We start from the raw sequence: 12261 nt of genomic DNA on the forward strand, positions 1-12261 counted from the left end.
GCTCGTTGGCGCCCGACTACAGGCGAAAACAGAAAAAGGTCAGGTCGTCGCGGCGCGGCTGCTTGCCTTGCCATGCCGCGCTGTCCTGCAGCAGCGCCGCCGCCACGTCGCCGGCGGGCGCATCGCGCTGCGCCAGCAGCTGTTCGCGCATGCGCCGCTTGCCGTAGGCGATGTCGCGCGCGCCGCCGATCTGGTCGAGCAAGCCGTCGGTGGTGAGGAACAGCAGGCTGCCGGCGGGAACGTCCAGCGTCTCGTTGTGCCAGCAGTAGCCGGCCGGCGTGTCGACATAGCCCACGCCCATGCGCGCGCCATCGATGGCGCGCACGGCCTCTTCGCCCGGCGCGACCACGTGCAGCGCCAGTTTCGCCCCCGCGAAACGCAGGCTGGCGCCGGCCGTGTCGTAGCACAGGAAGGCGCAATCCATGCCGTCGTTCGAGCCGGCGTGGCCGGTGGCTTCGCCGCTGCTGGCGCCGTCCTGGCCCAGCAGGGTCTTGATGGCGCGGCTGACGGCGCCGATCAGGGCGGCCGGATCGTGCGGCCCCAGCTCGCGCAAGGCCTGGCTAAGGGCCGACGAGGCGATCAGGGTCATGAAGGCGCCCGGCACGCCGTGACCCGTGCAGTCGGCGATGGCGGCAAACCAGCCGCCCGCGTGGCGCTCGAAAAAGTAAAAATCGCCGCCGACCACGTCGCGCGGCTGCCATTCCAGGTGCGCGTCGGGCAGGGTGGCGCGCAATTCCGCATCGGAGGTGCGCAGCAGCGCGCGCTGGATCACGCTGGCGTAATCGATGCTGTGCATGATTTGCCGGTTCTTTTCCGCCTGCATGGTGGCGACCACGTTCATCAGCTGCAAGCCGAAGCCCACGCCGGCCAGCGCGCCATCTTCGGTGATGATGAAACCGTCGGCCAGCGCCTTCTCGCCCGCTTCCACGGCGCGGAAGGTGAGGTCTTCGATGCTCATGGCGCCATCGACGATCAGCGGCTCCTTGTCCATGAAGGCGATGCAGCTCTTCTTGCCGTACACCTCGTGATAAAAGGGCTTGGACATCTGCGACATGAAGATGTTGCGGCTGATCAAACCGATGGGCTTCTGCTGCTCCGTGACGGGCAGGCTCATCATGTCGCGCCGTTCCGTGAACAATTCCAGCACGGCGAAATTGCTGGCGTCGGCCTGCACGGATTCCGTGGGAATGCACAGATCAAACGCCACGGACGTGCGATAACGGGGAAGATGCAATCGAGAAGCGTTGAACTCCACAGCGGCTACCTTTACATGACGATCGGACCCTTGTTGTCGCGACGGCAAGGCGACTGACAAACAGGCAATATCATCATGGTAGCCTTGGAATATGACGGCTTGATTACCAGCTTGTCAAAACCGTATGCAAGATGGCTGCATGGCAAGCCGTTGCCGGGCTTACAGATGGCGCGCCAGCGTCCTGGCCTGGGCCAGCCAGCGTTCGCGCTTTGCTTCGGTGGAATCGATGAGGGGGCCGAAACTGGCTACCCTGACGGGTTTGATGCCGCAAAATTCCAGCGTCGTCTTGCGCAGCTGGTGGATGCCGGGCATATGGTAGATCCAGCGGAAATACCACGGCGGCGTGTCCATTGCCACCAGCAGCTGCGCCGTGCGGCCCTTCAGCAGCTGCGCCGGGAAGGCCTTGCCGGGGCGGTACTTGAAGGCGTAGCCAGGCAGGAAGACGCGGTCGACAAAGCCTTTCAGCAGGGCTGGCGCGCCGCCCCACCAGATCGGATAGGCAAACACCAGGTGTTCGGCCCAGCGGATGGCTTCCTGCGCGGCCAGCAAGTCCGGCTCCAGCGGCTGCACCTGGCGGTAGCCTTCATGCAGGACGGGATCGAAGTCCAGCTGGCCCAGGCGCAGTTCGCGCACGGTGTGGCCCGCGCTGCGGGCCGTGGCGGCATAGGCCTCGGCCAGGGCGGCGCAAAAGCTGTCGCCCGACGGGTGGCCGAGGAGTATCAAAATGCGCTTGGGTGTCGTCTTGGTCATGGTGCAGGCTGTCCGTTAAAGAAGAGCTTGCATGCTAAAGCCTGCCCCTGGGGGCAGAGTCAAGCGGCCGCTTGAAGGTATTGGTGTGCCAGGCAGTCGTGGATTTCCGTGTCGATGTCGGCCAGTTGGGCGTCGAGCTGGCGCAGGCGGGCGATATCCTGCTGTATCTGCGTGCGCTTGGCGGCGATGTGCTGCGACAGGGCGGCCCAGTCCGTATCGTCGCCGGCCAGGATGGGCAGCAGTTCGGCCAGGCGGAAGCCCAGCGCCTGCGCCTGGCGTATGAGTTTGACTTGCGCCAGGTCTTGCTGCGTGTAGACGCGGTAGGCGCCGGCGCGGCGCACGTCGCCCAGCAAGCCCAGCGCTTCATAGTGGCGCAAGGCCTTGGGCGAGGTGCCCGCCAGGCGGGCGATTTCTCCGATGTACATGGGTGATCCTTTCTCAAGCTTGAGCGAATCTTACCGTATGGCAGCGGCGCCCAAACGGCCCAGGTATCCTCAGGCCCGGCGCGGCGGCACTTTCTTCGCCGTGCACTCGGCGCAGGTGCCGTACAGCGACAGCGCGTGCTCGTGCAGCACGAAGCCCCGCTCGGCGGCGATCTCGTTCTGGCGCAGTTCGATGCCTTCGTCGACGAATTCATCGACCTTGCCGCAACCCGTGCAGACCAGGTGGTCGTGGTGCTGCCCTTCGTTCAGTTCGAAGACGGCGTGGCCCGATTCGAAATGCCGGCGAAACAGGATGCCCGCTTCGGCAAACTGCATCAGCACGCGGTAGATGGTGGCCAGGCCCACGTCGATCTTTTCAGCCAGCAAGAGTTTGTAGACATCGTCCGCACTCAGGTGCTTGATCGTGCCTTCTTGAAACAGCTGCAGAATCCGCAAGCGGGGGATGGTCACTTTCAAGCCCGATTCACGCAGTTCCCTCAATATATCCATGTCTCCCATTCCTTTTTGTAGTCGCCCTAGCGAGGTATTGCATTATATCGCAAATGATAATCATTACCATTCTCATGTGTGTACTGTAAATAGTATGCCGCGCGGGCGGGCGGCAATCCAGTGACATCGGCGCAAGTGGCGCTTGCGTGGCAGGCAACTGATGCCAGCAGTATTGGTTGCTGATGAAAAGTGGCGGTCGAATCGCTATACTGTGCAGCAAGAAATAACAATGGAGGGGGCATGGACCGATTTGATGCGATGCGCATCTTTGCGCGCATCGTCGAACTGCGCAGTTTTACGCAGGCGGCGCATGACCTCGGTTATCCGAAGGCCACCGTCACGCATGCCATCAAGCAACTCGAAGCGCGGCTGCGCGTGCGTCTGCTGCAGCGGACCACGCGGCAAGTGACGCCCACGCCCGATGGCGACGCGTATTACCAGCGCTGCGTGCGCCTGCTGGCGGATCTGGAGGAAACGGAATCCGTGTTCACGTCGGCAGCGCAGCAGCCGGCCGGCAAGCTGCGCGTCGACTTGCACGCGACCCTGGCCATGCATTTCGTGATGCCCGTGCTGGACCGGTTCTGCGCCCGCTATCCGCTGATCGAGCTGGAAATCGGCATGGGCGACCGCCTCGTCGACCTGGTGCGCGAAGGCGTCGATTGCGTGCTGCGCGTGGGCGAACTGGGCGACTCGTCCATGGTGGCGCGTCGCGTGGCGCTGCTGGAACAGGTGACGTGCGCCAGCCCCGCCTACCTGGCCGCGCACGGCACGCCGGAGCATCTGGCGCAGCTGGACGGCCACCGCGCCGTCAATTTCTTTTCCGCCCAGACGGGCAAGGTCTGGCCCTTCGATTTCAAGGTGGCGGGACAGCGCCACAGCGTGGCCTTTGGGGGCACGGTATCCGTCAACAATGCCGACGCGTATCACGCCTGCTGCCGCGCGGGCATGGGCTTGATCCAGGCGCCCCGCTATCACCTGGAGCAGGCGCTGGCGGCCGGCGAACTGGTGGAAGTGCTGCGCGACTTGCGGCCCGACCCGCTGCCCGTGTCCGTGCTGTATCCCCATCACCGGCAATTGTCGCCGCGCGTGCGCGTGTTTGCCGACTGGGTCGCCAGCCTGTTTATCGCAGTGAATTAATTTTGCAATGCGGCATTTCTTGACCTGTGCAAAGGAAAAAATCCCTCTTTCCAGCCCTTCTGGCCCTATTTGATGTGGATCAAAGTTTTTGTTGCGCTGCACTCTTAGACTTCGCAGCGTTACTTAACGACAAAAAGAGGGAACTAGAATGAAGAAGTCCGCAACTGCAGCAGCAATCGTCCTGGCCGCCATTGGCGCATTCGCCGGTAACGCAATGGCACAGGAAGGCCCATGGCTGGTTCGTGCACGCGCCGTGCACCTCGACCCGGCCGACAAATCTGCTCCGATCGGCGGCGTGGGCGCATCCGACCGTTTGCATGTCAGCAGCAAGACGATTCCTGAAATCGATATCTCGTATTTCTTTACCCCCAATATCGCTGCCGAACTGATCCTGACGTATCCGCAAAAGCATGACGTCAAGCTCGACGGTAACAATATCGGCACGTTCAAGCACCTGCCGCCGACCCTGTCGCTGCAATATCACTTCATGCCTGAAAAACAGTTCAGCCCTTACGTGGGCGCGGGCGTGAACTACACGAATATTTCCGATGTGAAATTGCTGAACGGCGCCGGCCGCCTGGAACACGACAGCTGGGGCTTCGCGCTGCAAGCTGGCGTCGACTACAAGCTCGATAAAAACTGGTCGCTGAACTTCGACATCAAGAAAGTGCAGATCCGCAGCGACGTCTTCATCGGCGGCGCCAAGGCCAGCGAAGTCAAGGTGGATCCGCTGCTGATCGGCGTCGGCGTCGGCTACCGCTTCTAAGCAAGGCATGACTGCGCCCGCGCGGCGCGGACAATAAAAAAGGACGGCCTTGGCCGTCCTTTTTGCATGACATGTAGCGGTCTATTTTTTCAGCGTCTTTTCCAGCGCCAGCTGGTAATCCGTCTTTTCGTAGCCGGCCAAATACTTGTTCGTCGCGTCGAGGAAGGCGCGCGAGCGGTAGGCCGCTTCCAGGTCCTTGACCCATGGCTTGGCCTTGTCGGCCGTGCGGATGGCGACCAGGTTGATGTAGCTGTCCGAAATCTTTTCCACGCTCAGGGCCGAGGTCAGCTTCATGCCGGCGGCCAGGGCGAAGTTACCGTTCACGAAAGCGTAGTCGGCGTCGGCCAGCGAACGTGGCAGCTGCGCCGCTTCCAGCGGCACCAGTTTCAGCTTCTTCGGGTTTTCCAGCACGTCGCGCTCGGACGCGCGCAGCGGGTCGACGTTCGGTTTCAGCTTGATCCAGCCCATCTTGGCCAGCATCACCAGCGCGCGCGCCTGGTTGGTCGGGTCGTTCGGCATGGTGATGGTGGCGCCGTTCTTGACTTCCGCCAGCGTTTTCTGCTTGCCGCCGTACAGGCCGATCGGCATGGTCGGCACGGTGATCAATGAGCTCAGTGGCAGCTTGTTATCGGTGGCGAACTTGGTCAGGTAGACGATGTGCTGGAACACGTTGGCGTCCAGCGAGCCTTCGGCCAGTGCGTAGTTCGGCTGCACGTAGTCGTTGAATTCCACGATCTTGACCTTGTAGCCCTGTTTTTCCAGGATAGGCTTGATGCCCAGCTTCAGCTGGTCCGAATACGGGCCGGAGCTGGTGCCGATGACGAGTTCTTTCGGGTCCTTGGCGTGGGCGGCGGTGGCGAAGGTCAGGCTGGCAGCGGCCAGGAGCAGATTGCGGCGAATGTGGTTCATGCTTTTCCTTGTACTGAAATACTGAATATGAATTAACGTTTGTCGAGGCGCTTGGCGATGCGCGTGCCGGCGAACTGGATGGTTTGCACCAGCACGATCAGGATGGCCACGGTGGCGACCATGATGTCCGTCTCGAAGCGGTAGTAGCCGTAGCGGATGGCCAGGTCGCCGATGCCGCCGCCGCCCACCACGCCGGCCACGGCCGAATACGACAGGAAGCTGATCGACAGCACGGTCAGGGCCAGCACCAGGCCGGAGCGCGCTTCCACCAGCAGCACGCGGAAGATGATCTGCATTTCCGACGCGCCCATGGCGTGCGCCGCTTCGATCACGCCGCGCGGCACTTCGCGCAGGTTCTGTTCCACCAGGCGCGCCAGGTAGGGAATGGCGGCGAACGACAGGGGCACGCTGGCCGCCAGCGGGCCGATCGAGGTGCCCGCGATGATGCGCGTAAACGGCGTCAGGGCCACCAGCAGGATGATGAAGGGGAAGCTGCGCACGGTATTGACCAGCCAGCCGAGGATCATCGACAGAGGGCGGTTTTCCAGCGACTGGCCTTCCGAGACGAGGAACAGCAAGATGCCCAGCGGGCCGCCGATCAGGATGGCGGCCGTCAGGCCGATGCCCAGCATGGTCATGGTCTGGCCCAGCGCCACCCAGATTTCCGGCAGCAGGTTGATGACGTTATTGATCGATTCTTCAAACATGTGTTGCATCCTTCCATGCGGTGGCTTCAAACGCCTCGGTGCCGTAATAAGCCAGCTCGCGTCCCAGCGCCGTCTTGCGCGGGGTGGCCGTGTCGCTCAGTTCGAATTGTTCGGCGATGGCGCCGCTTTCCACGACGGCGACCCGGTTGCAGATGGCGCCCAGCACCGACAGCTCATGGCTGACGATGACGATGGTCACGCCCAGGCGCGCATTGATGTCGCGCAAGGTATCGAGCAGGGCGCGCGTCGTTTCCGCGTCCAGCGCGGACGTCGGTTCGTCGCACAGCAGCACGTCCGGGTGGCTGGCCAGGGCGCGGGCAATCGCCACGCGCTGTTTCTGCCCGCCCGACAATTGCGCCGGATAGCTGTGCAGCTTGTCGGACAGGCCCACCAGCGCCAGGCATTCCTCGACGCGGGCGGCGATGTGCTCGCCCTTGGTGGTGCCATGGATTTTCAGGGGGAAGGCGACGTTGTCGAACACGCTGGCGTTTTGCAGCAGATTGAATTGCTGGAAAATCATGCCGATATTCTGGCGCGCGTCGCGCAGTTCGCCCTTGCTCAAGCTGGTCAATTCGCGCCCGGCGACCGTGATGCTGCCGCTGTCGGGACGCTCGAGCAGGTTAATCAGGCGCAGCAAGGTCGATTTGCCGGCGCCGCTCTTGCCGATCAGGCCGAAAATATCACCGGGATAGACTTCCAGCGTGACCGATTTGACCGCGTGGAATTGTTCGCCCTTGGGCAGCGCGAAGGTCTTGTTTGCGCCATCGATGCGAATCACCGGCGTACGGTGTGGTGTGGTCATGCAGTGTTTCCTTTTTTATTGGACCGTGACAGGCGCGCTTGCAGGGGCCAAATCGCCCAGCCTGTTACGTCGGTTGCGTAGTATACCTCCGATCGTGTTATTACTCCTACGACAGAATCTTGCTTTGAATATGCAAATAATGTCTATATGGGTGTTTGGCGAGAGTAAAAGCGGTTTTTACGCGATCAGCCGATGGAAAATTCGACGGGAATCGATAATTCCAGCGGCTCCGGCCGTTCCTTGGGAATGCGCGGCAGTGGCGCCGCCCGTTGCAAAGTGTCGAGCGCGGCCTGATCCAGCGCAGCGGAACCGGAACTGCGCTCGATGGCGGCCGCCAGCACCTGCCCGTCGCGGTCGATGCGGCAGCGCAGGTATACCACGCCCTGTTCCTGCTTCGCGCGCGACGCCGTCGGATAGCGGCGGAAGCGTTCCATGCGCGCCAGCACCTTGCCTTCCCAGCTCGATACGCCGCTGCGCAGCTCCTGTGGCGCGGGCGGCAGGGCGGGCGAGGGAGGCGCCGCCGCGACAGACGCCGTGGCCACCGGTGCCGGCGTGACGGGGGCAGGGCGCACCTCGGCGACGGCCGCGACGGCCTCGGCTTGAGGCGGCATGGGCGCGGCATCCGGCTGCGGCGGCACGAATTGCGGCAGGGCCGGTGCTGCCTTTTTGGCAAGGGCGCGCGACGGCGCGGCCGCGGCGCTGGCCTGTTCAGCAAGATTCTGCTCCAGCGGGCGGGGCGGGGCGGCGGCCGGCAGGAACAGCAGCATGGCCGGCTGCGCGGAGTCGGGCGCGATGGCCAGCACGGGCGCTGCCGGCGCGCGGTGGTACACGGCCCATCCCAGCAGGGCACCATGCATGGCGAAGACCGTGGCGATGGTCAGCGGCTTGTGCCAGTCCGCCGGCGGCGTCTTTTTTGCTGCCGGCCCTTCCGGGCGGCGCAGCAGATAGATGATGACGGCGATTTCCATCGTTGCCACGAGGACGATGACCCACCAGGGCGGATGTCCGAGGCACATGGCGACAAAGCCGATGGCCATGCCCAGGCAAGCGAGGACCTTGCCGCGCCGCGACACGGCGCGGTGTTCGCGCCACTGGCGCAGCGGCGCGCCGAAGCGCGGGTGGTGCAGCAGCCAGTGTTCCAGGCGTGGCGAGGCGCGGCTGAAGCAGGCCAGCGCCAGGATCAGGAAGATCGTCGTCGGCATGACGGGCAGCAGGGCGCCGATCACGCCCAGCGCCACCATCAGCATGCCGGCGGCCGTCCAGGCCCAGCGGCGCAGCCGTGCCGTATGCGCTTCCGCGCCGGCCTGGATTACTGGCTCTTCCATCAGGCGCAAGCCTCCACGTGGCCATGCATGCGCAGGAAGGCGGCGCGCGCGCCGTCGATCACGCGCGCTTCACCGGTGGCGTCAAGGACGGCCGTATCGAGCACGGACGTAAAATCGCGCCAGTGGCGCGCGCGTCCGTCCGGATGGCCGGCCAGGTGGCGCGCGCCGTGATGCTCGTCCAGGCCGATCTTGCCGGCCAGCTTATACAGGATGGCCGCGCCCAGCTTCGAGCCTTCGCTCACGTACAGCCAGCCCAGCGCCGTGGCCAGGTCCAGCTGCGCGTCGAACGGCGGCGTGGCCGCATCGGCCGGCAGGACGGTGCCCAGGTCGTGCAGGTCGGCCGCGATGCTGGCGTAGCGGCGGCGCTGTTCCAGGTCCGGCAGCAGGGCGGCCAGCTGCGCGTTGTCGTACAGCGCGTCGACATCGCGCAGGAATGCGTACTGCGCCTGCAGGAAGCGCGCGTAATTGTCGCGGCTGGAAAACGGCGCGCTGGCCATGATGCGCTGGTCCAGCAAGTCGTGGGTGGCCATGGTGTCGGCTTTCAGGCGCTGGCTGCGGCTAGGGGCCGCGTTAATCGGAACGGTGTTCAAGGTGCTGCTGGTGTCGCTTGCTGCATGCATGGAGTATCTGCTCTCTATTATAAGGATGAATCAAATCAGAAACGAACGCCAAGCGTGACGCGCGCCGTGCGGCCCGGCCCCGGCATCAGGCTCAGGGTCAGCGGATCGAGGTAGTAACGGTCCGTCAGGTTGTCCACCGCCACGTCGACGGTGGCGTTGGGCGTGATCTTGTAGCTGGCGAACAGGTCGGCCAGGGTGTAGGCCTGCGTCAGCACCTGCGGCGAGGTGCCCGTCCACGACTGCCACACGGCCTTGTCATCCTGGCGCGCCAGCGGATGGCCGACGTGCGTCAGGCGCGTGCCGACGGTGAGTTTTTCCTGCAGCCAGCGCGTGCCCAGGGTCAGGTTGGCGCTCAGCTTGGGCTGGATATGGTTGCTCACGTAGGAACTGGAAAAGCCGATGGGCGAGCAGTCGGGCGTGTTCCAGATATCCGATTTCCACTTGCTGGCCTTGCGCAAATAGGCCGCCGTGGCCGCGTCGCAGATCAGGGTCTTGCGGTTCCAGGTGCCGGAAAAGTCGGCAAACACGCTACCCCGGTCATATGACGACTGCAGTTCGATGCCCGAGACGCTGTATTTGTCCGTATTCGCCATCGAGAAATTCTGCGCGTAGGCCGGCAAGTCGGGAATCGGACGGCGCGTGATGTAGCCGTGCGTGACGTTGTCGAAGTAGGAGATGCGCAGGCGCAGCTTGTCGGCGGCGCTCCACACGCCATCCTTGATCACGCTCACGCCCACTTCGCGGTTGTGGCTGCGCTCGGCGTTCAAGGGGGACGAATACGTGGCCGAGAAGCCCATCGTCGATTCGTACAGGCTGGGCATGCGCAAGCCGCGCGCATCGCGCAGGAACAGGCTGACGCTGTCGGACAGGCGCGCCGTCAGCGCAAACGTGGGCGCAAAACCGTGGTCCTTGCGGCGGATCGGCGTGCTGTACTTGAACAGGCCGGGAATGGCGTCTCGGTAGACATAGCCATTGCCGCTCCACTGATCCACCTGCGAGACGTCCAGCGGCGCCGGCTCGGTGCCGTAGTTTTCCACCATGCCGCCCACCAGCGCGGGATTGGTGGCGGGCGTGAACCGGCCCTGCGCATCCTGGTACCACTTCGCCGCGCCGATCTGATCGCCGTCCTTGTCCCACATGGTGACCCATTGCCAGCCTTGCGGATGGTATTGCTGCTCGGCACGGCGGTTGCGGTCGCGCGTATCGAAGCGCTGGAAGCGTCCGCCCGCCTCGACACTCAGCCAGTCGCGCGCCTGCCACTGCAGCGAGGCGAAGGCGCTTTGCTCGTGGCGCTTGCCGTTGCGCAGCGTGTGATTGGCGTTCAAGTCTTCATCGAGGATGCGCACGCTGTCGGCCGGGCCGATATCTTCATTTTGCAGGGACAGGCCGTAATCGAGCTTGAGCGCGCCCATGCCGGTGGCGAAGCGCGAGGTATTCGTCAGGTCCGCGCCGACGCGGCGCGCCTGGTTCTTTGCCAGGTACAGCACTTCCACGCATTCCTTGCATTCGTGGTCGCCTGGATTGGTCTTGCCTTCCAGCGGATTGCTGAAGATATCGCCGTTGCGCGACTTGCTCTGCATGTCCGTCAGCCACAGGTTGGCCTTCAAGTCGATCAGGTTCTGGCCGTCCGGCTTCCACTCGTAGCGCGCCGTCAGCGCGTTCGTGCGCACCTGGCTGGGGTCCCATTGCGGGATGCTGCCGGTGCTGTTGCGGTAGATTTGCGAGGGCATGATTTCGCCATAGCTGCTGTCGAAATAGCGGTAGCCCAGTTCCAGCTTCTGCGCGTGCGGCAGGCGCAGGTTGGCCTTCAGCAGGGCCGAGGTGGTGCGGTTGGCCGTGTTCAGCACTTCATCGCCTTTCTTGAAGAACTGCGTCACGCCATCGTCGTCGCCCCATTCGTTGAGCAGCTGATAGCGTTCGAAACCGCGCGTGCCGGAAAAGTAGTTGCCGATGCTGCGCTGGCTGATGGCGGCCACCAGGTCGTAGTCGTCCTGGCGCGTGGCCACGGCGATGCTGCCAAAGCCGCTGCGCGGGTTGCCCAGCTTGTTGCGGTGCGTGCGCGGCGTGCTGCCGAAATCGTCCGGCGCCGAGACGCTGTTGTCCTGGATGCCGCCGCGCAGGCGCACGCCCGTGCGCTGGCCCGGCCGCAGGATGTCTTCCGGGCGCAGGGTCTGCATGCTGACCATGCCGCCGATGGCGCCCGCGCCTTGCGCCGACAGGTTCGGCCCCTTGTCGATGCGGATGGCGCTGATCAGGTCAGGGTCGATGTAGCTGCGGTCGGCGATACCCGCGTAACCGCGGTAGACGGTGGACGATTGCAGGCTGCCGTCGATCAGCACGGGCACGCGGCCCTGGCCCTGCATGCCGCGCACGTTGACGTCGACGGCGCCGCTGTTGCGGCTGTCTCCCACCTGCACGCCGGCTACGCCCTTGAAGATGTCGGCCGGCGAGGTGCCGCGGAAGCGTTCGATCTGTTCGCGCCCGATGTAGGCGGAGGAGGCGGACGTGACGTAGGGCAGGTCGGCCGGGTCCGTGTCGTCCGTCTCGAACGTGCCGCTGCCGCCCTGGCCATTCACGCGCAGGGTGCCGATCTGCACGGCGCCTGCGGCGACGGGGGCGGGCGCGCTGATGATGATGGTCGTGCCGCCTTGCAGCTGCGCCTGCAGGCCGCTGCCAGCCAGCAGCTGGCGCAGCGCCTCGGGTAGCGAATGGCGGCCTTGCAGCGGTGCGCTTTGCCGTCCCTGCGTCAGGCGCGCGTCGGCCAGCAGCACCATGCCGGCCTGGCGCGCCAGTTCGTTCAGCGCGCGGTTCAAGGGCTGCGCGGGGATGTGCCATTCGACCTGCGCCACCGGCGCGGCGGCGGCATGCACGGCGGGCGTGGCGAAGGCCAGGCCGATGGCCAGGAAGAGGGGAGACAGACGGGCGTGCAAGGGATGGCGCGGTGGAGTCATATGCATGTTTTTCCTATGGTGATGTGGTGATCCTTCATAGTTAAAACGAATGAGTCTCATTTACCCTGACGTGCGGATGCATTTTATTTCGCTGCATGTGGAATACA

At 64.2% G+C, this 12261-nt stretch carries 12 protein-coding genes and 1 pseudogene; 2 read left to right on the plus strand and 11 right to left on the minus strand.

Annotated elements, in window-relative coordinates; genetic code table 11:
* Positions 1-16: 16 nt before the first annotated feature.
* The 4 genes from OX459_RS07225 to fur form a co-directional block, all read right to left on the minus strand.
* Positions 17-1234 carry a SpoIIE family protein phosphatase gene (locus OX459_RS07225; RefSeq protein WP_289904367.1) on the minus strand — a complete coding sequence of 406 codons (1218 nt, stop codon included), beginning with the start codon at positions 1232-1234 and terminating at the stop codon, positions 17-19.
* Positions 1235-1414: 180 nt separating this feature from the next.
* Positions 1415-2005, minus strand: a complete 591-nt coding sequence (locus OX459_RS07230) for an NAD(P)H-dependent oxidoreductase (RefSeq protein WP_289904369.1) — start codon at positions 2003-2005, stop codon at positions 1415-1417.
* Between the two features lie 59 nt (positions 2006-2064).
* Positions 2065-2430 (minus strand): MerR family transcriptional regulator, encoded by a 366-nt coding sequence (locus OX459_RS07235; RefSeq protein ID WP_099667280.1) that lies wholly within the window; start codon positions 2428-2430, stop codon positions 2065-2067.
* 69 nt (positions 2431-2499) lie between these two features.
* Positions 2500-2937 (minus strand): ferric iron uptake transcriptional regulator, encoded by a 438-nt coding sequence (gene fur, locus OX459_RS07240; RefSeq protein ID WP_099667281.1) that lies wholly within the window; start codon positions 2935-2937, stop codon positions 2500-2502.
* A gap of 240 nt (positions 2938-3177) precedes the next feature.
* On the opposite strand from fur, the gene OX459_RS07245 reads away from it, so the two are divergent.
* Positions 3178-4074 (plus strand): LysR family transcriptional regulator, encoded by an 897-nt coding sequence (locus OX459_RS07245; RefSeq protein ID WP_289904370.1) that lies wholly within the window; start codon positions 3178-3180, stop codon positions 4072-4074.
* Between the two features lie 148 nt (positions 4075-4222).
* On the plus strand, positions 4223-4840 hold the full coding sequence (locus tag OX459_RS07250; protein ID WP_152284250.1) for an OmpW family outer membrane protein: 618 nt from the start codon (positions 4223-4225) through the stop codon (positions 4838-4840).
* Positions 4841-4921: 81 nt separating this feature from the next.
* Here the strand turns inward: OX459_RS07250 and OX459_RS07255 are convergent, their stop codons facing one another.
* The 7 genes and pseudogenes from OX459_RS07255 to OX459_RS07285 all read right to left on the minus strand — a co-directional run bounded on the left by OX459_RS07255 (position 4922) and on the right by OX459_RS07285 (position 12160).
* Complete coding sequence (locus OX459_RS07255) at positions 4922-5749, minus strand: MetQ/NlpA family ABC transporter substrate-binding protein (protein ID WP_289904373.1); 828 nt, start codon at positions 5747-5749, stop codon at positions 4922-4924.
* 32 nt (positions 5750-5781) lie between these two features.
* Positions 5782-6456, minus strand: coding sequence for a methionine ABC transporter permease (locus OX459_RS07260; protein ID WP_058051319.1), 675 nt, complete (start codon positions 6454-6456; stop codon positions 5782-5784).
* Positions 6449-7258 carry a methionine ABC transporter ATP-binding protein gene (locus tag OX459_RS07265; protein WP_289904376.1) on the minus strand — a complete coding sequence of 270 codons (810 nt, stop codon included), beginning with the start codon at positions 7256-7258 and terminating at the stop codon, positions 6449-6451. The genes OX459_RS07260 and OX459_RS07265 overlap by 8 nt, the downstream gene beginning before the upstream one ends.
* A 185-nt stretch (positions 7259-7443) precedes the next feature.
* Positions 7444-8115: a TonB family protein gene (locus OX459_RS28050; RefSeq protein WP_354669658.1), complete on the minus strand. Its 672-nt coding sequence runs from the start codon at positions 8113-8115 to the stop codon at positions 7444-7446.
* Positions 8116-8151: 36 nt separating this feature from the next.
* A pseudogene (locus tag OX459_RS07275) lies at positions 8152-8583 on the minus strand (YbaN family protein); the annotation flags it as partial.
* Positions 8583-9203, minus strand: a complete 621-nt coding sequence (locus tag OX459_RS07280; protein WP_289904378.1) for a biliverdin-producing heme oxygenase — start codon at positions 9201-9203, stop codon at positions 8583-8585. The gene OX459_RS07280 and the pseudogene OX459_RS07275, both read right to left, overlap by 1 nt.
* A gap of 35 nt (positions 9204-9238) precedes the next feature.
* Positions 9239-12160, minus strand: a complete 2922-nt coding sequence (locus OX459_RS07285) for a TonB-dependent receptor (RefSeq protein ID WP_289904379.1) — start codon at positions 12158-12160, stop codon at positions 9239-9241.
* Positions 12161-12261: the final 101 nt, after the last annotated feature.

Source organism: Janthinobacterium sp. SUN026, assembly GCF_030397625.1.
GTDB lineage: Bacteria > Pseudomonadota > Gammaproteobacteria > Burkholderiales > Burkholderiaceae_D > Janthinobacterium > Janthinobacterium kumbetense.

Bases quoted from the DNA above. Each gene is read 5' to 3' on its own strand.
- OX459_RS07245 (WP_289904370.1), top strand. From the start codon at position 3,178: ATGGACCGATTTGATGCGATGCGCATCTTTGCGCGCATCGTCGAACTG.
- OX459_RS07280 (WP_289904378.1), bottom strand. From the start codon at position 9,203: ATGCATGCAGCAAGCGACACCAGCAGCACCTTGAACACCGTTCCGATT.
- OX459_RS28050 (WP_354669658.1), bottom strand. From the start codon at position 8,115: ATGCATGGTGCCCTGCTGGGATGGGCCGTGTACCACCGCGCGCCGGCA.
- OX459_RS07230 (WP_289904369.1), bottom strand. From the start codon at position 2,005: ATGACCAAGACGACACCCAAGCGCATTTTGATACTCCTCGGCCACCCG.
- OX459_RS07265 (WP_289904376.1), bottom strand. From the start codon at position 7,258: ATGACCACACCACACCGTACGCCGGTGATTCGCATCGATGGCGCAAAC.
- OX459_RS07235 (WP_099667280.1), bottom strand. From the start codon at position 2,430: ATGTACATCGGAGAAATCGCCCGCCTGGCGGGCACCTCGCCCAAGGCC.
- OX459_RS07250 (WP_152284250.1), top strand. From the start codon at position 4,223: ATGAAGAAGTCCGCAACTGCAGCAGCAATCGTCCTGGCCGCCATTGGC.
- OX459_RS07285 (WP_289904379.1), bottom strand. From the start codon at position 12,160: ATGCATATGACTCCACCGCGCCATCCCTTGCACGCCCGTCTGTCTCCC.
- fur (WP_099667281.1), bottom strand. From the start codon at position 2,937: ATGGATATATTGAGGGAACTGCGTGAATCGGGCTTGAAAGTGACCATC.
- OX459_RS07255 (WP_289904373.1), bottom strand. From the start codon at position 5,749: ATGAACCACATTCGCCGCAATCTGCTCCTGGCCGCTGCCAGCCTGACC.
- OX459_RS07260 (WP_058051319.1), bottom strand. From the start codon at position 6,456: ATGTTTGAAGAATCGATCAATAACGTCATCAACCTGCTGCCGGAAATC.